Raw genomic sequence first — 25,059 nt, 5'->3', positions numbered from 1 at the left:
TTTTCACAGATCATGCGCTGACGTTTTAGCCCTTAAGGCTGGCCACAATGCGTTCGCGCACCGCGGGTTCCGACCCCGTCGGGGCAACGTCACCATCGCCAATCACGATGGCTTCACGAAGCAATGCGGTCGCCGCATCCAGTTGCGCCTGATCACGGGTATGCGCGACACACAGGGGTGTTTCTGCTGAAACCGGCTGGCCGACCTTGATAAAATCGGTAAAGCCGACGGCGAAATCAATCTTCTGATCGGCACGCGTCCGCCCGCCCTTAAGCGCGACAAGTGCCAGGCCAACCTTGCGGGCATCCATCGACAAGACGCGACCGGTCTTGGCCGCGGTGACGGCATTGGTCATCGGGGCCGCTTCAAGATAGTTGGCATGTTTTTCGACAAAGTCGCTCGGACCGCCCAGGCTGGCAACCATTTTGCCAAAGACCTCGGCCGCCTTGCCGCTTTCAAGCGCGTCTGTCGCCTGACGCAGACCTTCGGACACATCGGTTGCAACACCACTGACCGCCAGCATTTCGGCCGCCAGCGCCATGGTCACATCATAGACACGCTGTTCCTGATGCTTACCGGTCAGGAAATCGATCGCCTCAACCATTTCAAGCGCATTGCCAACCGTATCGCCCAATACCTGTTCCATATCAGTCAACAGGGCAACTGTCGGAACGCCATTGCGGGTGGCGACTTCGGTGATGCTTTGCGCCAATTCACGCGCGCGATCATATTCATTCATGAACGCACCCGACCCGAACTTCACATCCATCACCAGGGAATCAAGCCCGGCGGCCAGTTTCTTTGACAGGATGGATGCCGTAATCAGCGGAATGCTTTCGACCGTCGCCGTTACGTCGCGGATGCCATAAAAACGTTTATCGGCCGGAGCAAGATCCGACGTCTGACCAATGATCGCACACCCGACCTCACGGGTAACTTTGGCGAATTCTTCAAGGGTCGGCGTGGTGCGGTATCCGGGGATGGAATCAAATTTATCAAGTGTCCCGCCCGTGTGGCCAAGTCCACGTCCCGAAATCATCGGAACAAATGCACCACATGCCCCGACAATCGGCCCCAGCATCAGGCTGACCTTGTCACCGACCCCACCGGTCGAATGTTTGTCAACCACCGGTCCGTCAAGTCCGAGCGCCTTCCAGTCAAGGACGGTGCCACTGTCACGCATGTTGCGGGTAAGTGCGGCACGTTCGTCCATGGTCATGCCATTGAAAAACACCGCCATGGCAAGGGCCGCAACCTGTCCCTCGCTAATGCTGTCATCGGTGATGCCTTTGACGAAAAAGGCAATTTCTGCGTCTGTAAGAACTTCGCCTTCGCGTTTGCGGCGAATAATTTCCTGCGGCAGCATCTGCTGTCTCCTGCGCGCTTGTCGTTACTGTCTCAGACCGTTTTCCGGTCTTGCCCGCGTTTAGGCAGCACCTGAAAAATATTGAAGCAAGATCTTGATAAGATTGGCAGATCCTGTTTTGGACATTTCAAGTGTCTGCTCGTGGCTCAGCGGTGTTGCGCTCATGCCGGCGGCAAGGTTTGTGATATTTGAAATTGCCGCAACCTTGAAGCCAAGGCGACGCGCAAGAATGTTTTCAGGAACGGTCGACATCCCGACCGCATCCGCCCCAAGGGTCTTGAGCGCGCGGATTTCAGCCGGGGTTTCAAAGCTTGGCCCCGTGCACCAGCAATAGGTGCCTTCAAACAGCTTGATCCCCAGTTTGGCCGCCGTGTCATGAAGACCCGAACCGATTTCCGGATCATAAGGCACATCCATACCGACAAAGCGGTCATTCCCGTGATAGCCAATCAGCGGGTTCGGCCCAAACAGGCTGATATGATCGGTAATCAGCATCAGACTTCCCGGAACGGCTTCGGGCAGCAACGATCCGGCGGCATTGGTCAGAATAAGGCGCTCTGCCCCCAGTTCCCGCATGGTTTCAAGCGGTTCTGCCATCAAATCGGAACGACCATGTTCATAATAATGCGCCCGTCCCTGCATCACCGCGACCGAAACACCACCAATCCGGCCAAGCACCAGCGTCCCGCCATGTCCGACAACGGTCGGGCGCGGAAAACCGGGCAAATCTTCATAGGAAATGCGGATTGCTTCGCTGACGGCATCAACAACCCCGCCAAGACCACTTCCAAGTACCAATGCCACCTCGGCCTTGAAGCCGGGTGCCTTTGCGGCGATCACGTCCAATGCAGCTTTTACGTTGCTCATTTGAGGTTCTCCGGACCAAAGGAATGTGGAATCAGTTCTTCACGCGACAAGGTCAAAAGCGTTTCACCGGCATCATTGATGATAAAGATCGTCGCATCAGAACCGGTAAATTCGCGAATTTTCTGACGGCAGCCACCACAAGGTGTGCAGGCAACATCGCCAAGACCAACAACCACGATTTCGTCGAACTTTGTTTCGCCCGCCAAGACCATTGCCGAAATCGCCCCGGCTTCGGCACAGACGCCTTCGGGATAGGCTGCATTTTCAACATTGCAGCCGGCAATGACTTTGCCTTCGGCTGTACGCAATGCGGCACCGACATGAAATTTTGAATAAGGCGCATAGGCCTTGTCGCGCGCCGCCAATGCAGCGTCAATCAGATCGCGCGGTGCCTTTTTCATCTCGCCCATTTACGTAATCCTGTTTGAAATTCCACACCGCCCCGAACGGGACAGCATCGGTTGACATGTAGTCATGATTAATATTCTTGCAGCGGAAATCGCAAGAAAGTCCGGTCCGGCGGCCTATATTTCGCAACCGGACCGGATCAGACTTAGCGTTCCTTTACATACGGACGGCCAAGCGCCTTGGGCGGAATGGCCCGTCCGATAAAGCCGGCCAGCAAAATCACCGTCAGCACATAGGGCAACGCCTGCACAAGCTGAACCGGGACTTCGCCAATCACCGGAAGAACAACACCCTGCAAGCGGGTTGCTGCTGCATCAAGGAAACCAAACAGCAAACAGGCCGCAAGTGCCGGGAACGGCCGCCATTTGCCAAACACCATGGCAGCAAGCGCGATATAGCCTTTGCCTGCTGTCATGTCCTGAAGGAATGACGCCCCCTGCGCGGTCGAAAGATACGCCCCCGACATGCCGACTAGCACACCACTGCAAATCACTGCACGATAGCGCATGGCCACCACGCCGATACCTGCTGTATCAACCGCACCCGGGTTTTCCCCGACCGCCCGCAGACGCAGACCAAATCGCGTGCGATACATCACCCACCATGCTGCCGGCACGGCAAGAAACGCGATATAGACCAGAATGTTATGCCCGCTCAGAAGCTCGAAATAGATCGGACCGATGATCGGAACATCCTTGACGGCCTCGGCACCGGGCAAGGTGATCGGCTGGAAACGGGCTGCTTTGTCAAGTGCCGGCGTTTTGCCGCCTTGTGCAAACAGGGCAATCCCGACCAGTGCCGTCAAACCCGACATCAGGATATTGATCGCCATGCCTGATACGACCTGGTTGCCCTTATGGGTGATACAGGCAAAACCATGAAGCAATGACAACCCGATCGTGGTCGCAATTGCGGCCAGAAGACCGATCCAAGGATCATCCATATAAAAGGCCACAGCCGCCGCCGAAAACGCCCCGCCAAGCATCATGCCTTCAAGGGCCAGATTGATGGTGCCCGAACGTTCGGAAAACATGCCGGCAAGTGCCGCAAGGATAAGGGGTGTTGATGTACGAAGCGTCGCATCAAGCAACAGAATGACGAGTTCGAAATTTTCCATCACACGGCCTCCTGGGCGTCACGGCGCAAGCGCCACGCGGTGTACATCTTGGTCACGCGCGGACGGAACATATGTTCCATCGCCCCGGTAAACAGGATCACCAGGCCCTGAATAACCACCACCATGTCATTGGAAATGGTTGGAATTTCAAACGAAAGCTCTGCCCCGCCCTGATACAGCATGCCAAACAGCAACGCGGCCAGGAAAATACCGAACGGATGGTTGCGCCCCATCAGCGCCACAGCAATCCCGACAAAACCGTAACCGGCGGTAAAGTCGATCAGCAGACGGTGCTGAACCCCCATGATCTCGTTTAGCGCCATAAAGGATGCAAGTGCGCCTGAAATCATCATCGCAATAATGATAAACCGGCCCGGCTCAATCCCGGCATAGGTCGCAGCAACCGCATTGGCACCCACCGTTCTGATCGCATATCCCCACCGGGTATGCCAGATGAACAGCCAGACCATAACGCTGGCCAAAATCGCATAAACGAACGACAGGTTAAGCGGGCTTGACGCCATCTCGATGCCGAGCGCGCCTGCAATGTCATGGATGAAGGGCAAACGCAGATTTTCGGCGATCTGTTCGCTTTCCGGGGTCATTGATCCTTCGGGACGCAACACATTCACCAGCAAATACACCATCAGTGAAGATGCAATGAAGTTGAACATGATCGTGGTGATCACGATGTGCGATCCGCGGCGGGCCTGCAAATAGGCCGGGATATAAGCCCAGGCCGCACCAAAGATCATCGCTGCAAGCATTCCGACCACAAGCATGATCGGAAAAGGCAGGAAATCAAGATACAGGGCGGCAAGTGTCACCCCAAGACCACCGACATAGGCCTGGCCTTCGGCACCGATATTGAACAACCCGCAATGGAATGCGACCGCAAAGGCAAGCCCGGTAAAGATAAAGTTCGTGGTGTAATAAAGGGTGTAACCCCATGCTTCTTCATAGCCGAACGCGCCATAAAGCAGGATTTCCACCACTTCTGCCGGGTTCTCGCCAATCGCCAGAACCACAAGACCCGAAACAACAAGCGCCAGCAAAAGGTTGAGGAGCGGCAATGCCCCCACATCAATCCAACGCGGCAACTGGACGGTCGTACTCATGACTGTCCCTCCACGGCTTTGGCTTCGCTCGGATCAACACCGGCCATCATAAGGCCAAGCACCCGTTCATTCGCATCAGAAGCAGCAACTTCGCCGATGATCGCGCCATCGCACATCACCAGAATACGGTCGGCAAGCGACATGATTTCGTCAAGCTCCACGGACACCAGCAGAACGGCTTTGCCCGCGTCCCGCATGGCGACAATTCGTTTATGGATGAATTCGATGGCCCCGATATCGACACCACGGGTCGGCTGCCCAACCAAAAGCAATTCCGGGTCGCGCATGATTTCACGCGCCAGAACAAGCTTCTGCTGGTTACCACCGGAAAAATTGGCAGCCTTGAGATCCGGATTATCCGGGCGCACGTCAAATTCCGACATCATCTTTGCGGTCGCATCGGAAATCGCATGCCAGTCAAGGAACACACCCTTCTGATAGGCCGGATCATCCTCGTAGCCCAGAATGGCTGCTTCTTTGGCGGAAAATGCGGTTACCATTGCCATGCGATGGCGATCTTCGGGTACATGCGCCACACCGCGACGGCGCAATTCGGCGGCATCGACACCCTTGCCCGGCGTGACATCCTGACCGTTAAGTTCAACAACGCCTTCGCTGGCCGCACGAATGCCGCCAAGTGCTTCAAGCAGCTCGCTCTGACCGTTGCCGGAAACCCCGGCAATGCCGACGATTTCACCCGCACGAATGTCAAAGCTGGCATTCTTGACCTTGCGCACGCCCTGGGCATTGTCCACGCAAAGGTTTTCGACCTTAAGAACGGTACCTTTGGGCTGTGCCTGTTCTTTTTCCAGACGCAGCAACACCTTGCGACCGACCATTAATTCGGAAAGTTCTTCCGGACTGGTATCGGCAGTTTTGCGATGGGCAACCATCGCCCCCTGGCGCATGACGGAAACATTGTCCGTTGCAGCCATGATTTCACGCAACTTGTGCGTAATCAGAACAACCGTCTTGCCCTGCTCTTTGAGGGTTTCAAGAATACGGAACAGATGATCTGCTTCTTGCGGGGTCAGAACCCCTGTCGGTTCGTCCAAAATCAGGATTTCGGCCCCGCGGAACAGGGCCTTGAGAATTTCAACACGCTGCTGAAGACCGACTGACAGATCGCCGACAATGGCATCCGGGTCAATGTCGAGCGAATATTCACGCTCAAGACGTTTAAGTTCTTCGCGGGCACGGTCAACACCGTCGCGCAGAACTGCACCACCTTCAACACCGAGAATTACGTTTTCAAGAACCGAAAATGTCTCAACCAGCATGAAATGCTGGTGGACCATGCCAATCCCTGCGGCGATGGCATCTTCGGAACCTTTGATATCGCACAATTTGCCGTCGACATGGATGGTTCCCGCATCGGCCTGATAAAAGCCGTACAGAATGCTCATCAGGGTCGATTTGCCTGCGCCATTCTCACCCACGATACCGTGGATCGTTCCTTTATCGACCTTAAGATCGATTTCCTTGTTCGCGTGTACCGCTCCGAACCGCTTATCAATGCCACGCAGTTCAATAGCGGGTTGCACGGCACCGGTTTCCCCGGTGCCGTGCATTTGATGCATCGTATCCGACACTACAAATCCCCGGTTTGCTTCAAGACTGCCTTATTGCGGGCAGGCGCTGTCGCTCATGTAGTCATGAACTTCAAGGCTGCCGGAAGTGATTGCTTCCTTCGCCTTGGCAACGGCATCTTTCATTTCAGCGGTAATGAGCTTCTCGTTGTTTTCATCAAGAGCCCAGTCAACACCGCCCTCGGCCAGACCCAGAATGGTCAGACCCGGCTGCCAGTTGTCACCGGCCGCAGCAGCGAATGCTTCGTAAACAGCAACGTCAACGCGCTTGAGCATCGATGTCAGAACCGAACCCGGATGCAGGGCATTCTGGTTGGAGTCAACGCCAATACCCAGTTTGCCGGCATCGGCAGCCGCCTGAAGAACACCAACGCCCGTACCACCAGCAGCGTGGTAAACAACATCAGCGCCACGGTCAAACTGCGACTTGGCCAGTTCGCCACCCTTTACCGGGTCGTTCCAGGCCGCACCGGTGGTGCCGGTCATGTTCTGGAAAACTTCTGCGCTCGGATCTGCGTATTTGACGCCCTGAACATAACCGCAGGCAAATTTGCGGATCAGCGGAATGTCCATACCGCCAACAAAGCCGACCTTGTGGGTTTCAGATGCCATTGCGGCAAGAACACCAACCAGGAACGAACCTTCATGTTCCTTGAACACAACGGACTGAACGTTCGGAAGATCGACAACCATGTCAACGATGGTGAACTTGGTGTCCGGGAATTCTTTGGCAACTTTTTCAAGCGCGGATGCCTGCGAGAAACCAATAGCAACGATCGGGTTCATGCCGCGACGTGCAAAGTTCCGCATTGCCTGTTCGCGCTGGGAATCGTTCTGGATTTCGAAGTCACGATACTCGGTACCGGTGTCTTCTTTGTATTTTTCTGCGCCGTTATATGCGCCCTGGTTAAACGAACGGTCAAAACGGCCACCCAGGTCATAGACCACTGCCGGTTTGATTTCTGCAGCCGAAGCGACACCCGCATAGCAGGCGACAGCCGCGACCACCGAGGTCAGAAGCTTTTTCATTCCGATGCCCTTCATTGCTTGAATTCTGATTATTCTTCCCGCCGGTGCCCTTAACCGGGGGAACTCCCTCATCGAAAACACATGATCACACCATATCGGGACGACTACGGTCCCTCAACCTTAGCTGTCCGCATGTTTATGGTGCGAACGCGTATGGTAACTACAAAATATAGTGCCCTGTAAATAGCAGACCATGCAAGGGAAAGACAAAAGCTGTCCAGCCGGTCAAAATTCGGCGGAACCAAATCAACCCCTCAATCCGGTTTCTGCGGGGTTTCCCTTAGTTTTATGATCCAACCGCCAATTCGTCTGGCGAATTTCTGTGCAATATATTTTCTTGCCAGTCTTAATAATCCCGACTGTGAATTTGTTGCAAAATCGCCTTCCCCTACCCGATTTGCAGTCTGCCCGATTCTACAAAACGGTGATATTTGGTGCCATTCACATTGCGCGATGATCAAACTTTCACACCGCCGTAATCAACCGGGCATACCGTCCCCATGAATTTGATGCTACCATCCCGTGTTGGGGAACGCTTTACTCCCGATATCTTTGATCTGTCGTAGCACCCTTTCCCGTGAGGGACAGGAAAGGTGCCTATTTGCTGGAGAATAGTAATGAAATACAAGATTGCAGGGTTGCTGTCGGCCTGCACCATGCTGACCCTTGGTGCAGGAAGCGCATTGGCGGATTACGACTTGCGCATTCTTCACACCAACGACGTCCATGATCGCGTTGAATCGGTAACCAAATACAACAATACCTGTAAGGCCGAAGACGATGCCGAAGGCAAATGCTTTGGCGGATATGCCCGTCTTGCCACGGCCATCCGCGATGCCAAGGCCCAGGGCGGCAATGTGCTGGCCCTTGATGGCGGCGACCAGTTCCAGGGATCACTTTACTATTCGACCTACAAAGGCAAACTGACCGCACAGCTGATGGAAATGGCCGGCTATGACGCCATGACCATCGGCAACCACGAATTTGACGACGGCCCCGAAGTTCTCGAAGCTTTCATCAAAGCCAGCAAAATTCCGGTGCTGTCGGCCAACGTCCACCCGACCGCGGCATCCAGCCTCAAAGATGAAATCGCACCCGATACCATTATCGAACTTGGCGGCGAAAAAATCGGCCTGATCGGCATCACGACCGAAGAAACACCGGATATCTCAAGCCCGGGTGACAAGGTCGCCATCACAGATTCCGAAATGGCCCTGCGCTATTCCGTTGCGCGTCTGCGTCTTAAGGGTGTCAATAAAATCATCGTCATGAGCCATTCGGGATCCTACAAGGATTTTGAACTCGCACGCGCTGTCAGTGGCATTGACGTCATTGTCGGCGGTCACGACAACCAGCTGTTTTCAAACACCGATGAAAAGGCCAACTACCCCTACCCGGTTGTTGAAACCGCACCGGACGGCAAACCTGTTCTGGTCGTGCAGGCCTATGCCTATAGCCGCTATCTTGGCGAGTTGAATGTAACCTTTGACGATAACGGTGTTGCGACCGCCTGGTCCGGCAACCCGATCGCCCTTGATGCCAGCGTCAAGCCCGCTGAAGACGTCCTGGCAGTCATTGCCGAGGCCAGCCAGAAAGTCGATGCCGTTCGCAACATCGAAGTCGGCAGCTTCACCACGGCTGCGGACGGGTCGCGTGAAACATGCCGCCATATGGAATGTTCAATGGGCTCCCTTGTGGCGGACGCCATGCTTTGGAAGGCCGGTGACGGTTATCAGATCGCCATTCAGAATGGGGGCGGCATCCGCGCCAGCATCGATGAAGGCACTGTCACCATGGGCGAAGTGCTGACCGTTTTGCCGTTCCAGAATGCACTGGCAACATTCAAGCTGTCGGGCAAGGACGTTGTTGCATCCCTTGAACACGGCGTTTCCAAAGTTGACGAGGATAAAGGCCAGTTCCCGCAGGTGGCCGGTCTTAAATTTGATCTCGACCTGTCGCAGCCAGTCGGGTCACGTGTTTCAAATGTCATGGTCGCCGAAGGCGACACCTTCGTTCCGATTGACATGAACAAGACATACGGCGTTGTTTCCAATGACTTCATGCGCAATGGCGGCGATGGTTATGCCCTGTTCCGTGACAATGCCACCGACGTTTATGACTTCGGCCCGAACCTTGAACAGGCTGTTGCCGACTATATCGGGATGAATTCGCCAATGACCCCGATGGCCAAAGACCGCATCATCATGAAGTAAACTGCTTCATCTGATCGGGAATACACATCGTCAAAGCAAAGGGCGGCCCACACGGGTCGCCCTTTTTGTTTTTCTTGCCTTGGCAACCTGTCGCAGCTTATGACAGTCACCAATCGTGACATGCCCACACAAAGAGCGACATAACGTGATCACTCCGACTGCCAATATCCTTTGCTTTGGCGCGGCTCATTTTGACCGTACCCTGCAATGTACCGGCCACTATATTCCGGCTGCGTCGAACCCGGTTCGCACCCTGCATCGCAAGCCCGGTGGCGTTGCCCGCAACATCGCCGTTCATTTGCGGTTGCTTGGCAACAATGTTGCGATGCTTGGCGCGGTTGGTGATGACGGTGATGGCGAACAGGTTATTGCAGCCCTTGCCGATCTTGGCATCGATACGCGACGGATGATCAAGCTCGAAGGCAAGCATACAGCGGGCTACACCGCGGTTCTCGATGAAACCGGTGAACTCGCGATGGGCATGATGGATGCCGAGGTTTATGACCTTCTGACGATTGACCGTCTGGCACCGCATCTTTCGAATTTTCAAGCATGGCCATGGTGGTTGATTGACGCCAATCTGCCTGCGCAAACCATTGCCTGGCTGGCTGAAAACAAGGGTACGGCAAAGATGTGTGCTGCCACTGTCTCCCCAAGCAAGGCGGTGCGCTTCAAGGATGTGTTGGGCAAGCTTGATCTGTTGATTACCAACCGCGCCGAAGCCCAAATTCTGACCGGCATTGAAATCAACGACAAAAGCCAGGCCAAAACCGCCATTGAACTTTTGCGGGGCAAAGGTGTCCCCGATGTTATTATCACTCTTGGCGCGACCGGCGTTGTTTCCTCAACCGGACTTGAAACGTCTTTCTGGTCGCCGCTTCCGACCCGGGTGCGTGATGTGAATGGTGCGGGTGACGCCTTCTATTCAGGGTTTCTGGCATCCTATGCCAAACCGGGCACCAGCTTCGATGCCGCAATTGCATCGGGCCTCGCCATGGCAAGTCTGACTGCGGAAACCGACGGCACGACGGTCTGGAACCTGACACAGGACGCGGTTTCAAGCCGGGCTGCGCAGGCACGCAAAACATCTCTTTAGGGGCTGTCCGCTTCGGGGACGCCCGCGTGATCGCTGCTAGGTGATTGCAAGGTCGGTCCAAGCCGGGTAGCTTGTCTGAAATTCAAATTCAAACTGGAGCCGTTCCGATGCATCCGTTCTTCATTTTCGTAAAATGTGAACTTGGCAAAGCCTATGACGTGGCCGCAGACCTTGTGGAAGAAGTCGAAGGTGTGTCGGAAGTCTATTCGATCTCCGGCCCGTTTGAACTTCTGGTCAAGGTCTATGTCGAAGACGAACAGGATATCGGGCGCTATGTGAATGAACAGATCCACAAGCTGCCCAATATCAAGGACACCCAGACCATCATTACCTTCAATGCCTTCACCTGATTGATATGATCGCGGATCAACAAGGCCAAAACGACATGCGCGGCGATATTATTCGCCGCGTTTTTTTTTCTGATTTGACGACCTACCGGTTACGCGCCACGTCGCGGATAATATCAAGAATAAGGTTGGTTCCCCGCTCAATCAGAACCACGTCATCACCGATAATCTGGCGGACTGCGCCATCCGTGCGATTTGGCAGTTTTGATGCAAGGTTCGCTGGCAAATCACGCTTTGCAATGCCCGGCGGCAACGTACCGCCCCGCTCAAGCTTCATCGCAATACCTGGCGGAAGGCCCTTGTTGCCTTTTCCTTTATCGCCTTTGCCACCTTTGGAACCAGTGTTGCTATCGCTGTCTTCGCCGGTTGCGATATCAAGCACTTCGCGAATGATTTGACGTTCTTCGTCCGAGAAAACGCCGCCACCCTGTGCGATTTCGACAGGTTCATGCAGATGCAGACCGGCTGCCGTATGTGATTGGGCCATCGAAACCGGCAAGAGGATCGCAATCACTGCAATCGATACGATCGCGGCAAACCCCGGGATATGGCGCTGTTCAGACATTTCACCCTCAATCACTGTGGCACTTTGTTTATCAAAAGATATTGTTTGCGGCCCCGATTACGAGATCCACACAACAGAATAACGATTTTGATAGGGATTTTCTGCCATCAGGAAAAAGAAAAAAGCACCCTTCTGGGGTGCTTTAATCAATGGCGGGCAAAGAGGGATTCGAACCCTCGATAGGGCTTGTCACCCTATACTCCCTTAGCAGGGGAGCGCCTTCAGCCACTCGGCCATTTGCCCTGTATGTCTTTGGTGTTCCCTGCGGAACGACGCCTTTCTTAAACACCGTCATGGCGCATGTCAATGCCCGAAACCGGCCTTGATGACGTTTTATTTTTAACAGGCCTTCCAAATAAAACCAGCAGCTTTTTGACCGCCCTGCCCATGAAATTTTCTGGTTGATGGGCAAAACTGTCTTCAAACCATCATAAAGCTGTCATCGGCTGGAAAAAAACAGCTGTCATAAAGCCTTGGTCGATTGGTCTTACATTGTCACCCGACACAAATGCTGGTTGGAGAAAGATGCGCACCATCTATCAAAGCACCGATGATTTCGGGCATACCCTCCGCGCCCTGAAATTGATCAAGGAAGGTCATAACGATCCGGTCTATATGGGCCTGGTCATTCAGGATCGCGAAGTGCTGTTCCGTACCCGTGAAAACAGCTCTCGCGAATTTGTTTTGCAGAAGATCAAGGAATTCGTTGCCGGCAACGCCGCATCGTTTGAATCACAACCGGCCTGATGGCCGGTTTTTTATTGGCCGGACAGCATCGTTGCATAACGTGATCCGGCGCGGAACGATTGAGTTTTTCAGTCGCGCCGGGGCGAAACTCCCCGTTTGCCCCGCAACTTCACCGCCGGTCGTCATGACCGGCGGTTCCTTTTATCTTTTTCATGCCCCGGCCTGTGCGGCTGATCGCTGTGCGACCAGCCCGCGCCACATCAAAATCATCGCACCCACAAGAACGGGCACCACGCCGTAATTCACCGGGATCCACCCTGCCCCGGCGATCAGGGCGCCACTGGCGATCGAGGCCGCAGTTGCCGTGATGCTGTTGCCAAGCTCCATCAGGCTTTGCGCATGTCCGCGTTCGGATGGATCATGTCCCGCACCAAGCATGGTCGTCCCTGCCAGCAACATCATGTTCCAGCCAATCCCAAGCAGGAATGAACTGGTCAGAAATGCTTCTGCCGATATGCCCGTCACAGCAAAACCGACACTGATCAGCAAGATGCCAACACCAAGGGATGCCACCCGATGCGCGCCGAACCGGTCAATCATCGGGCCCGCGACAAAGGCTGGCAGGAACATGCCGATCAGATGCCAACGGATGACGTTGGCCGATACATCAATATCAAATCCGCAATATTTCATCGCAAGTGGCGTTGCCGTCATGACAAGGATCATGATACCGTGCCCGGCTGCACTTACGGCAATCGCCCCGCGGATTACCGGTCGCCGCAAAAGTGTGGCCATCACGGTCCAGCTTGATCCGGATCGCGCCGGAATACCCCCATCGGGCAACATGATCGTTATGATCGCAGCCATCGCTGCCAAACCGGCAAGTGCGACATAGGCACCGGCAAACGGTACGGGCAGGAAATCACTGCTGAACCCGGCGATTTCCGGCGCTACGAGTGCGGCCAGTACACCACCCCCGACAACCAGTGCCGACGCCCGGCCACTTTGCGTTTTATCCACGGCCTCGATCGCGGCATAGCGATAATACATAGCCGATGCCTGATAGGTGCCAATCAACAACGGTGCCAACGCCACCAACCAGAACTGCGCGATATAAATGCCGGCCGCCAGAAGCAACCCGCCCGCCACACCACAAAGCGCACCGAGAAAAAGGCCGACACGCCGGCCGCGCCGTTGCATCACCATGGCAAGCGGATGAACCGATATGAGGTTGCCAAGCATCAAAACACCAAGCGGCAATGTCGCAAGCCCGGTACTTGGCGCAAGCGACACCCCGACAAGCGCGGTCAGGGTAATTCCGATCAACGAACAGGACCAGTAAAGGGCCTGTGCAATAAACAGCAGACGCACTGCGCCATTGGTCAGTAACAACATGTTGCCAACTCCGAAAAAATCAAACTGTGTTGAATTGATCAGGCAATCTGCCTGATGCCGGTACCGTGCGGGCTAGATTGCGCCCGCATACGGTTTTCGGGCGAACCGTTCGGCATATTCCTGCGGGCTGACCGACAGATGCCGCTGAAAGGCCCGGCGCAAGGTTTCCGGATGCCTGAAACCGCACAATTCGGCTACCCGCGATACTGTAATCCCGTCATCTTGCAGCAAGGCCCGTGCGGCTTCGACCCGGATACGTTCGACATAGCGTGCCGGGCTCATTCCAAGGTCGCGGCTAAAGACCCGTGAAAAGGTTCGCGGTGTCATACCCGCCCGACCGGCCAGCGTTTCAAGCGACAGATCTTCGGCCAGATTGGCCGGCAACCATTCCAGCAACCCGGCCAAGCGGGTGGTCGCCCCGCCTTCCGGCGTCAGATAGGCACTGAATTGCGCCTGCCCGCCCGGCCGTTTCAGAAACATCACAAGCCGCCGCGCAACCGATAATGCCAGCGCCCGACCGTAATCGGCCTCGACAATTGCAAGGGCAAGATCAATGCCCGCCGTCACCCCGGCCGATGTAAAGACATGCGGGTCACCGTCATATCCGGTCGGATCATAACTGTGAAGTCGATCGGCCATCAGATGTATGGCCGGATAATCACGGATCATCTGATCACAGCGCGACCAGTGCGTTGTCGCCATGCGCCCGTCGAGAAGCCCGGCCTCGGCCAGGATCAGCGCGCCTGAACAAACAGATCCAAGGCGCGGAATGACTTTCTCCGCAGCACAGAGCCATTCAAGAAAATCAAGGTCATCAAAGAAACGCGCAACCCCGTCCCCACCGGGCACCAACAACGTATCAACCGTCGCAAAATCAATATCCTGCCAGCCACAATCGGCATAAAGCTGCACCCCGCAGGACGTCCTGACCGGACCGGACCGGGTGGCTGTGACAAGCACGTCATATCCTGCTGCCCGCCCGGTTCGGGTCAATTCGTCATTGGCGGAACCAAAAACCTGAAGTGGCCCGACGACATCGAGGCTCATCACCCGGTCATAGGCATGGCAGACGATCAATCGTCTTGGGGTTTCTGATTTTGCGGCTGTTTTGGATACTGACATGCGGACACCTCGCTGGATTGATCCAAGCATGCCGCAAACAGGTTATGGCAACAATGACAAACACCCCACGAATTTTGCCAAATGGCATCGCGGGGTGTTTGCAATCAGATCAGAAATGCTGTGGGCTGGCGGTCAGAACCCGCTTCGTTGCAGCAACGCATAAAAATCGCGGATCGTGCCTTCCTTGGCGGTCATATCCTTGATGTCATCAACCAGCTTGTCGGTAAAGTTGGGCTGTTTCAGATATCCAACCACCCTTTTGCGGGCCATTGCCGCCGATTTACCTTCGATCAGGACACCGCTGGAACAGAATTGCACAAGCATATAGGCACGTTTGCGCAGGTGCAGAGACGGATTATCAATCCGCTCGATCACCTTTTCACGCACCAGATATTCTGCCAGTCCATCATCAAGTTTGGCACCGATCTGGGTCTTTTGGTCTTCGGGCAGGTTGCTTTCGCTGAGCAGGTCATTCATATGCTTGACCGTTGCCATCTTGTCGCGCGGTTTGGATTCCGGATCACAGAAGGCCCGCAAGGCCCGCATATCCTTTACCGCGTCCTGCATCATGACATACAGCTCGTCTGCAAAATCTTCGACGATGCCGCTATTGGCCACCGCAATCAGCCAGGTCAGCTTGCGATAGTTGGGGATCAGGCGGCCGTTGATTTCGGCAACACCTTCGATCAGGGCACGTGGACCACCAACATTGCGCAACCGCGCACCGCGTTCTGCGATGGCTTCGACCATCGGGGTGCCATAAACAACGCCGCGCTCCGTGATCAGACGATCAAGAATACCAATCAGCGGATCGGGATCACTTTCATGGCGGGTCAGGTTGTTGGCACTGCGCAATTCACGTACGACGTAATCAAACATCGCTTCCTGACTGGTCGAAAGCAGCCCGGATCCGAATAACGGGTTCAGCAGTTCAAGAATATCGTCCGCTGCCCCGCGGTTGCCTTTTGCACGACCAAGAGCCAGATCGATATGAAGCGTCACCGCTTCGCCAAAGCTGCGTGAACTTCCCAGCAATTCCTTAAGCGCGACCGGTGATCCGAGAATATCGGCAATCACGTCATCAAGCATCTTGCGGGCGGCTTCGTCTTTTTCGTCGCCTTTGACCTTCAGGGCAAGATCAAGCTTCCCCACCCAGTTGCGGGTTGATGACAGAACGCGTGTTAGCGCTACCATCGTCAGGAAATCAGTATCTTCGGCCAGGTTAAGACGACGAATTTCGTCGCGCACTTCCGAGATGGTGGCGTCTTCGAATGCCGGCAGATCAACCTTTTCAACTTCGCGGGCGCGCGCAGACAATTGTTCGATCGCGCCATGAAGGTTGTTCATCGCCTCGATATGGTCGCCATCGGTCGCCTTGGCATGCAAACCGGCAACCTTGTCGACAGCCGTCGGCATCAAGGTGTCATGGAACATCAACTTGCGGAGGTTCTGGTAATTGTACATTACCTCGCAAGGAGTCAGAATTTCCTGTTCGAAATATTTGCGCAGCAACCGGTTGATGGTTGCACGGCTTTCTTTCTGCAAAAGGTCGTTGTCGGTCTCGCAAAGCGGCGCTTCATCGATCGAAGAAACACGGACGTCTTCTTCTTCGCTGTCACCTGCCCCTTCTTTTTCCAGAAGAACCTTTTCAACATGACGACCATCGCCGCGTTCCCAGTTACGGACCACGCGTACGGCAGACACCTTGGTTTTCAGAACCTTTTCCGCTTCTGAAACCGCTTCTTTTTCGACGTCAAATGTCGAGTGGATGATCCAGCGATCCCCCCGCTGAACCAATACTTCAAATGTCGTATCCGACATGATGCGCTCTGGCTCCCTAACTTCCTGTTTGGGCGGCATTTACTTGCCGGTAATCAGTCAGGCGCGTGTCCCGTTTTTTATATTTGTATCTTCTTTATAAGTCCATTCGGGGTATGAAAACAATAGGTTGATCAACAACTTTTACAATAACTGCGCTTTCCGTTGCCCTTCAATGCCTTAACGGCCCTGAAATCCACGGCATTGTCCCGTTATGCCGGGATGCGAATTCACACGCATAACGTGCGCATAACCCATTGTATAGATTAGGGAATATGACTTGCGATCTCGCCGGTCATATCTGAAAGCAACGTGCTCATGGCCACAACGGTGCTTTCGATTGTGGTGTCGGCCGGTTTGCTGATCTTGTTGTATTTTGCCGATTGAACAATGGCGCCGTCTTCGAAATGCACCAGTTTCCAGCGTGCCACCAGAACCACATTGCCATCGGCCTGGCGCTCGAACCGGTCAATATCAAGAACGATCTGCCACACCACCCCGTCACGGGATGTCCAGGGGAATGTTTCAAGCCGCGATGCGCGCCCGGTTCGATCAAGATTGTCCATCAGAACCCGGTTGATGTTTTCATCAAGCGGTTCAGCCCAGCGATGACCGGCATTGACTTCCAGCCGGTTGGCACTGCTGCGCGTGACAATCGTTGACCGGTCCAGGTGGCTTGGAATGGTCACCGGCCCGACACCGACAACCGGTGCCTGTGCGGAACGATCAGCCGTTTGCTGCATCATTGAAGACAGCAGATAATAGCGATCTGTTCCCGATTGCGATGCGCAGGCAACAAGCAGCGGTGCGACAAGCAACAACAGATATTTACGCATCTGCATCCGGATTATCTGTCGCATCATTCATCCTCCTTCGGGCCACTTTTTCCAAGGATCAGCGCACTTGGGTTCTGTTCAAGGAACTCGGTCAGATCCCGCAATGACCGTGCTGTGGCACTCAGTTCCTTAAGCGCCTGTTCCAAATTGTATCGCACGGGTGATGTCGGGGCCGTCACATCGCGCACCCCGCCCAATGCCTCGCGCGCGGTATCAAGGGCGGTCTGGGTTGCGGGCAGAACACTGGTATCAAGGTTGTTGACCAGACTGCTCACACCGGCTGCTGCCTGTTTAAGGTTGGTCATCGCATCACTTAGTGCTGGCGAAGTGACGATATTTTCCATGCCTTCAACCGTCCCCAAAAGACGAATGCCGATTTCCTCGATCGGGAAGGTTTCGACCTTTTCAAGCAAGCTGGTTAGCGAATTGGCGATCTCGTCAAGTTTTTGCGGCAAGGTCGGCAATTCCGGATACGGCCCCTGCCCGTCGCCAAGATAACGGGCGGGCGAAACCGGGTTCATCGCCAGATCAACAAACAGTTGCCCTGTAATAAAGCTTCCGGTTTTAAGACGGGCGCGCAAACCATTGGCGACAAGCGTTTCAATTGTTGCCTGCGGATCACGGGTGCCAAGATCACCACCAACCAGTCGCACGCGTTCTGGCTCGATCGTGACCAGAACCGGAACCCGGAAAATATTGCGGTTCACAACATATTCCAGATCGACACTTTCGACCGTTCCGACCCGGATACCATTGAATTCAACCGGCGCCCCGCGCGACAGGCCACGCACCGAAGAATCGAAATAAAGGATATATTCCTGACTGTATCCCTGGGCCAGCAGCTCGGCCTTTTCCAAACTTGGATGCAGGCGAAAGACCGTATCGGCAGACGCCATATCATCATTCGTGCTGTCGTTGGGCGTATAGAAATTGATCCCGCCGGCCAGAACCGAACGCACCGACTGTGCACGAACCGACAAGCCCCCGGAATTGAGGTCAAGCGCAATACCACTTGAATCCCAGAAACGTGTATCGCGCTTGACCAGGGCATCAAACGGTTTGCGCACAAAGATCGGGATGGTCACACCGCTTGCATCTTCGGTCAGTTCGGTATCAAGAACTTCACCGACTTCTATACCGCGCAGCAGAACCGGCGTGCCGGTCCCCAATGAGCCAAGCTCGTCAGCCTTAAGCACAAAGCGCGTTCCGTCTTCTTCGTCATGAATGATCTGTGGTTCTTCCTCGCCAACGAAATCGCGTTGTTTTTTGCCGGTCTTGTCGGGGACGACTTCGATATAGGCCCCCGACACAATGGTATCGAGACCCGTGATCCCGCGTACGGTCACCCGCGGTCGAACCACCCAGAAACGCGTTTTGTCGGTCAGATAGTCGCCAAGATCCGCATCCATACGAATGGTCAGGCGCACGTGATCAAGGTCTTCGGCAAGATCGATTTCGACCACCTGCCCGACATCAACATCGCGGTAACGAACGGCAGTCTTTCCTGCGGCGATTCCTTCGGCCGATTCAAAGGTAACGGTGATTTCCGGCCCCTTTGACATGACATCGCGCCATAACAGCCAGCCCCCGATGATCAACGCCACCAACGGCACAAGCCAGACGATGGAAAAACGCCCCCATCCCTTTTTGACATCCGGCGATCCGGGTCGCGGATCTGATGAAGTCGAATGTTCGTCAATCATGACGGCGTCCCCTGTTTTTCAACTTGGTTCCGTTCAAAACCTGTATCGGATCGCGATTTCAGCGCCTTCAATTCCGCACGATCCCAAATCAGCCGCGGATCAAATGCCATTGCTGATAACATGGTCAAAATAACCACACCACAAAATGCAACGGCGCCAAATCCGGGATGAACCGATGCGATATTGCCCAGCTTCACAAGCGCGGCCAAGATCGAAACCATAAATACATCAACCATCGACCATCGCCCGACCAGCTCTGTCACCCGGTAAATAAGGGTGCGTTCACGAAGCGGTCCGGCAAGACCAAGATAGGTTGCCAAATACACCCATCCCAGAAGCACGATCTTGACGATCGGCACCAGAATACTGGCGGTAAAGACCACAATGGCGATTGGCCATTCCCCGGCTGCTGTCAATGCCGCGACGCCAGACAGAATGGTATCGGCTTCGGACCGGCCAAGATAGGTCACCTGCATGATCGGAAACACATTCGCCGGTACATAAAGGATCACCGCCGCCAGCAAAAGCGCCCAGGCACGTGACAGGCTTCTTGCCTTGCGCTGATGCACAACATCGCCGCAACGCGGGCATTTCGTTGGCCCATTTTCCTGTTCGATGACCACCATCGCGCAGGTATGGCAACTCAGCAACCCGTGCTTTCGCGCAACCGCCCCCGATATTGGCATGGTGCTTTCGCGCAAATCATCCTGATCGGGATAGCGCAATGACGACGGGGCAATGCGCCGCCAGACCGCACGCGTATCAAGCGTCACATTCATCAACAGAACGGTCGGGATCAGACAGCAAATCGCAAAAAAGGCCGGGCCTGCAATCACCTGAGCAAAGTCGGTCAGCTTGGTCAATGCGACCAGCAACCCGATCAGAAAAACATCAAGCATCGACCATGGACGTACCACGGCAAGAACACGCCATACCCGTTTCATCCCGGGCCAACTGGTTCCTCGCCAGATCGGCAACAACACATAAATATGCGCCGCAATCAAAAGCAACGGTGCGATGATTGATGTCACGGCCACCATAAAGGCAAGGAACGGAAACCCTTCCTGCCAGAATGTTATCACCCCGCTTGCCAGTGTATTGGTTTCAACCCGGCCTTCCATGCCAAACGTCAAAACCGGAAAGGTGTTGGCGATAGCAAAAAGAATGAGTGCCGTCACCGCCAATGCCAGGGGTTTGTCGAACCGGTTTTGTTCCGCGGAATAAAGCGGTGAGCCACAACGCACGCAACACGCCACACTGCCTGCCGGGATGTCTTCCTCGACATGGAGATAGTCGCAATGCTCACACGCAATCAATCGACCCGACATGGTTTTCCTGTTGAAACAAACCGTTATCCATGATGGCTCGTCCATCAAAGTAAGCGACACTTTTGACATGAAGTCAAACCGCATCGGTGTCGCCACGATCACATGATCCCCGAACAGACACCCCGAATATTATGCCCTATCTTGTTGTTATGTCGTAATTTTGGGCAAAAAACGGCGGGCTTGTGAAAGCACGATCTCATTGACCTGATCAAGCAAACGGCTTTGGATGGTTTTGTGGTGCCAATATAGCGGCCGGTCAATTTCAAACGGGCATGGACGGATCAGACGGCCGCTTCGCAATGCTTCCTCTGCCTGATGCTGTTCAACAACGGCATAGGCAATACCCTGTTCCGCGACCGTGACAAAGCCTTGTGAACTCGGAATGGTGTGGGCCGGGAATTCGCCGGGATTCAAGCCGAAATATTGCTTAAGAAACTGGTTTTGCAGTTCGTCATGTTCGGAAAAATTGACGGCCGGACAGGATCGCAATGCATCTGCCGTCACGCCATTTGCAAAATGGCGCGCATTGAATTCCGGCGAAACGACCATGACATAGCGCATCATCCCCAGCGGACGCACCCGGCATCCCTGGATCGGTGTTGAACGCATATCAACCGCACCAAGCACCGTTCCATCCTGAAGTGCGCTGTGATTAAGCGATTCATCGCCCACCTTCAAATGCACAAGAAGCCCAAGCTGATCAAACAGATATTTGGGGACATCGACAAACCAGGTTGCCAGACTGTCGGCATTCACCGCGAGCGCGACCTGACCATATCCGCCATCACTTTGAATGTCGGGCATTTCATCAAGCAGTTCCTGTTCAAGTAACCGAACACTTTGATAATGCTGAAGCAATCTATGCCCTGCGGCCGTGGCGGCAATCGGCTTTGCCCGAATGATGACCGGCTGCCCCAAACGTTCCTCAAGAAGTTTGACGCGCTGTGACACAGCAGATTGTGTCAGCCCAAGATCACGGGCGGCCTTTTCAAAGCTGCCATGGCGAATGACTTCGGCGCTGGCCTGCAACAGTTTGTAATCAAGCATGCCTGATCCATAATTTTTTCTAATGGCACTTAATCATAATTCGATTTTCTTATTTTGTGAAATTGATATCAGTGGGCCATCACTTCAAACAGGAACACCGACATGCTTTTGACTTACGCAACCGGATTTGGCCTTGGCGGCGGATTGATTATCGCGATTGGTGCCCAGAACGCATTTGTTTTGGGACAAGGATTGCGTCGTAACCATCCGTTGATGGTTGCGATGGTCTGTGCGCTGTGTGATGCGATCCTGATTGCGGCCGGCGTCGCCGGGTTGGGAACACTTATTGCGGCCTACCCGCTTCTGACCAAAATTGCGGCCTGGGGCGGCGGTGCCTTTTTGATCTGGTACGGTATCGGCGCGTTTCGGCGGTTGTTTGAAACCGAAACGCTGTCAGATGACACCAGATCAAAAAAGGGCTGGAAGGCAGTACTTTCAACGACACTCGCCGTGACGCTTCTGAACCCGCATGTGTATCTTGATACTGTGGTGATGCTGGGCGGGATCGGCGGCCAATATCCGGCGGGTGAACGGCTTGGCTTTGCCCTTGGCGCCATGAGTGCAAGTTTCGTCTGGTTCTTTTCGATCGCGCTTGGGGCTGCGTGGCTTGCCCCCTATGTCGCGCGCCCAATCACCTGGAAAATTGTCGACGCGATCACCTGTGCTGTGATGTGGCTTGTTGCCTATAGCCTGCTTGCACCGGAAATCAGCGCCATCCTTGCGTAAGCGCGTGCCACTGGACCAGAAACCATTATTCTGGCCTCACTGGCCCATGGCATCCTTGAAATGGCGGCGGCATACCGGGACATATCGGTCATTGCCGCCGATTTCGACCTGCGCCCCTTCACGGACCGGGTCGCCATTTTCATCGACACGCAGCACCATGCCGGCTTTACGACCGCAATGGCAGATGGTTTTGAGCTCATTAAGCTTGTCCGCCCAGGCCAGCAACCATTTGGAGCCTTCGAACAACTGCCCCTGGAAGTCGGTGCGAATGCCATAGCAAAGTACCGGAACACCGTGCTTGTCAGCGATATCAGAAAGTTGCCACACCTGTTCCTTGCTCAGGAACTGGGCCTCGTCAATCAGAACGCAATCAACCTTGCCCTTTTTCATTTCTCCAAGGATCAGCGCACACATATCGGTTTGGCCATCAAACAGAAGTGCCGGGGCTTCCAGACCGATGCGTGACGCAATCTTGCCCTCGCCAAAACGGTCGTCAAAGGCAACCGTCAGCAACAGCGTTTCCATACCCCGTTCGCGGTAATTGAAGCTTGCCTGAAGCAGCGTGGTCGATTTGCCCGCATTCATGGACGAGTAATAGAAAAACAGATTGGCCATGGATCCCCCCGAAAGTCGTCAATGGGACATAGCCGATCAGGCACAATTGATCAATATGGCGATGATTGCTGCGTCATCCATTCCGCGAAATATCGATGTCACGCAATTCACGGCGCATAAATTCCAGCAATGCCTGGACTTTGGCGCTGCGCGTTACACCGGCCGGATAAACGGCATAAACCTGCAAATCGGGCAAAATACAGTCAGGAAGAATTCGGACCAGATCCCCGCGCCCAAGATCATCCTGAACATCACATAGCGGCACAACAGCCATGCCGTGCCCGCCCCGAAGGAACTGTAACCGCGCCGTGGCATTATCAACGCGGACATGACCGTTAACCCGAACTTTCTGTTCTGTACCGTTGCAAGTCATGGTCAGGGTTTCAGGGATGCGGCTATACATCACCCAATCATGCAGGGCGAGATTGTCAATGTTTTCCGGATGCCCCGCACGATCAAGATAGTCCGGGCTGGCGCAGACAATGCGACGTGTTTGATAAAGCTTGAAGCTTTTGAGATCGGAACTTTTCAGCGGTCCGGACCGGATGCCGATATCCATACCCATACCAATCAGATCAACAACATCGTCACTCAGATGCACATCAATTGCGACGCTGGGATATGTCCGGCGGAATCGGTTCAAAATCGGAACGATCCGCAAATTGCCAAGATGTACCGAAGATGTAATTGAAATCTTGCCAACAGGTTCATCACGCAATTCCTCGACCCGTTTGCGGGCCGCTTCGGCCTCCAACATGATGGTGCGACAACTGTCGTAATAGCGTTCACCGGCATCCGTGATGCTGAATGTGCGAGTACTTCGGCGCAGCAACGGCACGCCAAGTTTGGCTTCAAGCTGGCGGATCTGATGTGAAATCGCCGCGCGACTAAGCCCCATCTTGCGCGCAGCAGCGGAAAACCCGCCCTCCTCGACCACGCGGGCAAAGATCATCATTGCTCTGACTTCATCAAGTGCCGACATTTCATATGCTCAATTAATTTGACAATCTGTTCAATAATTCACGCTTACGCAAATTTTGTCAGCCAGTTACGATCAAGGCAAATGAAATCAGCGCATGGAGGATTTGATGCGTATTTTGATGATTACGACCTCGCACGACCGCATGGGTGATACGGGCCACAAGACCGGTATCTGGCTAGAAGAACTTGCAGCCCCCTATTTCCGTTTTCTCGATGCCGGTGCGGAAATCACCCTGGCATCGCCCAAAGGCGGCAAGCCGCCCCTGGACCCCAACAGTCTGGTACCCGATGCCCTGACCGAGGCGACCGAACGCTTTGAAAAAGATGCGGCCGCCAAACAGGCCTTTGAAAACACTGTCACGCTTGACGGCCTTAAGGCAGATGATTTTGATGCATTGTTCTATCCGGGTGGGCATGGTCCGCTTTGGGATCTTGCAACCGATGCAAAATCAATTGCCCTGATCGAAGCATTCGTCGCACAGAACAAACCGGTCGCGGCTGTTTGCCACGGTCCTGCTGCGTTGGTGAATGCCAAAACGGCTGATGGCAAGCCGCTTGTTGCGGGCAAACGTGTCACCGGCTTTACCAATGACGAAGAAAAGGCTGTCGGCCTTGAAAAGGTAGTTCCGCTGTCGATTGAAGATGAATTCAAGAAACATGGCGGCACCTATGAACGCGGTGAAATGTGGGCGCCATTTGCTGTGGTTGACGGCAAACTTGTGACCGGACAGAACCCGGCATCAAGCGACGCAACCGCAGACGAAGTTATCAAACTTTTGTCCGCATAAAACTGCTTGACCTTCCATCTACCGGAACCTTCATACTGCAGGCATAGATACCGGTTTTATGGAGTATTCAAATGGTAAAACTGAAGGTCGAAAAAATGAGCTGTGGCCACTGCGCCAATGCAGTGACCGCAGCCGCCACCAAGGTCAGCGGCGTCGAAAGCGCAAAGGTTGATCTGGAATCTGGTGAAATTGCCGTTTCCGGCACCGCGGATGTCAACGCCCTGATCGCAGCGATCACCGATGCAGGTTATCCCGCGTCCATAACCAGCTGATCAATACCATCAACGTTCGTGTCTCC

24 protein-coding genes and 1 tRNA gene are annotated in these 25,059 nt (G+C 54.4%); 7 read left to right on the top strand and 18 right to left on the bottom strand.

All coding sequences use genetic code 11. The features are described 5' to 3' along the window. Nucleotides 1-25: 25 nt before the first annotated feature. From deoA to M9H61_RS03425, 7 genes are all read right to left on the bottom strand, one after another. Nucleotides 26-1,366 carry a thymidine phosphorylase gene (gene deoA, locus M9H61_RS03455; RefSeq protein ID WP_250283409.1) on the bottom strand — a complete coding sequence of 447 codons (1,341 nt, stop codon included), beginning with the start codon at nt 1,364-1,366 and terminating at the stop codon, nt 26-28. Between the two features lie 60 nt (nt 1,367-1,426). Beyond that, nucleotides 1,427-2,233, bottom strand: a complete 807-nt coding sequence (locus M9H61_RS03450; RefSeq protein WP_068519190.1) for a purine-nucleoside phosphorylase — start codon at nt 2,231-2,233, stop codon at nt 1,427-1,429. Beyond that, nucleotides 2,230-2,643 (bottom strand): cytidine deaminase, encoded by a 414-nt coding sequence (locus tag M9H61_RS03445; protein ID WP_101246130.1) that lies wholly within the window; start codon nt 2,641-2,643, stop codon nt 2,230-2,232. Before M9H61_RS03445 ends, M9H61_RS03450 begins: the two co-directional genes overlap by 4 nt. Nucleotides 2,644-2,786: 143 nt before the next feature. Further along, nucleotides 2,787-3,758, bottom strand: coding sequence for an ABC transporter permease (locus M9H61_RS03440; protein WP_068519191.1), 972 nt, complete (start codon nt 3,756-3,758; stop codon nt 2,787-2,789). Further along, entirely contained in the window at nt 3,758-4,876 is a 1,119-nt protein-coding gene (locus M9H61_RS03435; RefSeq protein WP_068519192.1) for an ABC transporter permease, read from the bottom strand. Before M9H61_RS03435 ends, M9H61_RS03440 begins: the two co-directional genes overlap by 1 nt. Then, on the bottom strand, nt 4,873-6,447 hold the full coding sequence (locus M9H61_RS03430; protein ID WP_250285015.1) for an ABC transporter ATP-binding protein: 1,575 nt from the start codon (nt 6,445-6,447) through the stop codon (nt 4,873-4,875). The genes M9H61_RS03435 and M9H61_RS03430 overlap by 4 nt, the downstream gene beginning before the upstream one ends. A gap of 51 nt (nt 6,448-6,498) precedes the next feature. Then, nucleotides 6,499-7,494, bottom strand: a complete 996-nt coding sequence (locus M9H61_RS03425; protein ID WP_068519222.1) for a BMP family protein — start codon at nt 7,492-7,494, stop codon at nt 6,499-6,501. Between the two features lie 617 nt (nt 7,495-8,111). On the opposite strand from M9H61_RS03425, the gene M9H61_RS03420 reads away from it, so the two are divergent. From M9H61_RS03420 to M9H61_RS03410, 3 genes are all read left to right on the top strand, one after another. Beyond that, entirely contained in the window at nt 8,112-9,707 is a 1,596-nt protein-coding gene (locus M9H61_RS03420; protein ID WP_250283407.1) for a bifunctional UDP-sugar hydrolase/5'-nucleotidase, read from the top strand. Between the two features lie 145 nt (nt 9,708-9,852). After that, nucleotides 9,853-10,803, top strand: a complete 951-nt coding sequence (locus M9H61_RS03415) for a carbohydrate kinase family protein (protein ID WP_228195381.1) — start codon at nt 9,853-9,855, stop codon at nt 10,801-10,803. Nucleotides 10,804-10,910: 107 nt separating this feature from the next. Then, the gene (locus tag M9H61_RS03410) at nt 10,911-11,153 is read left to right on the top strand and encodes an Lrp/AsnC ligand binding domain-containing protein (protein ID WP_033069566.1); all 243 of its coding nucleotides are present in this window, start codon (nt 10,911-10,913) and stop codon (nt 11,151-11,153) included. An 82-nt stretch (nt 11,154-11,235) separates the two neighbouring features. On the opposite strand, the gene M9H61_RS03405 is transcribed toward M9H61_RS03410, so the two are convergent. Both M9H61_RS03405 and M9H61_RS03400 read right to left on the bottom strand, forming a co-directional pair. Then, complete coding sequence (locus M9H61_RS03405) at nt 11,236-11,715, bottom strand: hypothetical protein (protein WP_250283404.1); 480 nt, start codon at nt 11,713-11,715, stop codon at nt 11,236-11,238. A 150-nt stretch (nt 11,716-11,865) separates the two neighbouring features. Beyond that, nucleotides 11,866-11,958, bottom strand: a tRNA-Ser gene (locus M9H61_RS03400). A gap of 282 nt (nt 11,959-12,240) precedes the next feature. Here M9H61_RS03400 and M9H61_RS03395 point away from each other — a divergent pair. Beyond that, complete coding sequence (locus tag M9H61_RS03395) at nt 12,241-12,462, top strand: hypothetical protein (RefSeq protein ID WP_068519195.1); 222 nt, start codon at nt 12,241-12,243, stop codon at nt 12,460-12,462. A 150-nt stretch (nt 12,463-12,612) separates the two neighbouring features. On the opposite strand, the gene M9H61_RS03390 is transcribed toward M9H61_RS03395, so the two are convergent. From M9H61_RS03390 to M9H61_RS03360, 7 genes are all read right to left on the bottom strand, one after another. Then, nucleotides 12,613-13,797 carry an MFS transporter gene (locus tag M9H61_RS03390; RefSeq protein ID WP_250283402.1) on the bottom strand — a complete coding sequence of 395 codons (1,185 nt, stop codon included), beginning with the start codon at nt 13,795-13,797 and terminating at the stop codon, nt 12,613-12,615. A gap of 72 nt (nt 13,798-13,869) precedes the next feature. After that, nucleotides 13,870-14,919 carry a GlxA family transcriptional regulator gene (locus M9H61_RS03385; RefSeq protein ID WP_250283400.1) on the bottom strand — a complete coding sequence of 350 codons (1,050 nt, stop codon included), beginning with the start codon at nt 14,917-14,919 and terminating at the stop codon, nt 13,870-13,872. 132 nt (nt 14,920-15,051) lie between these two features. After that, nucleotides 15,052-16,740, bottom strand: a complete 1,689-nt coding sequence (locus M9H61_RS03380) for a hypothetical protein (protein WP_101246126.1) — start codon at nt 16,738-16,740, stop codon at nt 15,052-15,054. A gap of 263 nt (nt 16,741-17,003) precedes the next feature. Beyond that, nucleotides 17,004-17,600 carry a membrane integrity-associated transporter subunit PqiC gene (locus M9H61_RS03375; protein WP_250283397.1) on the bottom strand — a complete coding sequence of 199 codons (597 nt, stop codon included), beginning with the start codon at nt 17,598-17,600 and terminating at the stop codon, nt 17,004-17,006. Continuing rightward, nucleotides 17,597-19,276: an intermembrane transport protein PqiB gene (locus M9H61_RS03370; RefSeq protein ID WP_250283395.1), complete on the bottom strand. Its 1,680-nt coding sequence runs from the start codon at nt 19,274-19,276 to the stop codon at nt 17,597-17,599. The genes M9H61_RS03375 and M9H61_RS03370 overlap by 4 nt, the downstream gene beginning before the upstream one ends. Further along, a complete protein-coding gene (locus M9H61_RS03365) occupies nt 19,273-20,604 on the bottom strand; it encodes a paraquat-inducible protein A (protein WP_250283393.1) in 1,332 nt (443 codons plus the stop codon). The genes M9H61_RS03370 and M9H61_RS03365 overlap by 4 nt, the downstream gene beginning before the upstream one ends. Before the next feature lie 147 nt (nt 20,605-20,751). Continuing rightward, complete coding sequence (locus M9H61_RS03360; RefSeq protein WP_250283391.1) at nt 20,752-21,651, bottom strand: LysR family transcriptional regulator ArgP; 900 nt, start codon at nt 21,649-21,651, stop codon at nt 20,752-20,754. Nucleotides 21,652-21,753: 102 nt separating this feature from the next. Here M9H61_RS03360 and M9H61_RS03355 point away from each other — a divergent pair, with 102 nt between their 5' ends. Further along, a complete protein-coding gene (locus M9H61_RS03355; protein ID WP_250283386.1) occupies nt 21,754-22,377 on the top strand; it encodes a LysE/ArgO family amino acid transporter in 624 nt (207 codons plus the stop codon). Nucleotides 22,378-22,413: 36 nt separating this feature from the next. Here M9H61_RS03355 and M9H61_RS03350 read toward each other — a convergent pair whose 3' ends face one another. Together M9H61_RS03350 and M9H61_RS03345 are read right to left on the bottom strand one after the other, a co-directional pair. Beyond that, a complete protein-coding gene (locus M9H61_RS03350) occupies nt 22,414-22,992 on the bottom strand; it encodes a thymidine kinase (protein ID WP_068519391.1) in 579 nt (192 codons plus the stop codon). Between the two features lie 73 nt (nt 22,993-23,065). Continuing rightward, nucleotides 23,066-23,974, bottom strand: a complete 909-nt coding sequence (locus M9H61_RS03345) for a LysR family transcriptional regulator (protein WP_250283384.1) — start codon at nt 23,972-23,974, stop codon at nt 23,066-23,068. Nucleotides 23,975-24,080: 106 nt separating this feature from the next. Between M9H61_RS03345 and M9H61_RS03340 the strand changes: the two genes are divergently transcribed. Both M9H61_RS03340 and M9H61_RS03335 read left to right on the top strand, forming a co-directional pair. Continuing rightward, nucleotides 24,081-24,761, top strand: coding sequence for a type 1 glutamine amidotransferase domain-containing protein (locus M9H61_RS03340; RefSeq protein WP_101246442.1), 681 nt, complete (start codon nt 24,081-24,083; stop codon nt 24,759-24,761). Nucleotides 24,762-24,832: 71 nt separating this feature from the next. Further along, nucleotides 24,833-25,033 (top strand): heavy-metal-associated domain-containing protein, encoded by a 201-nt coding sequence (locus tag M9H61_RS03335; RefSeq protein WP_250283381.1) that lies wholly within the window; start codon nt 24,833-24,835, stop codon nt 25,031-25,033. The last annotated feature ends 26 nt before the right edge of the window (nt 25,034-25,059 follow it).

The sequence above is a fragment of the Thalassospira sp. GO-4 genome, assembly GCF_023588965.1.
Taxonomy (GTDB): Bacteria; Pseudomonadota; Alphaproteobacteria; order Rhodospirillales; family Thalassospiraceae; genus Thalassospira; species Thalassospira povalilytica.
Note: the sequence above shows the minus strand (reverse complement) of the source record. Positions and strands in the feature narration are given on the sequence as shown.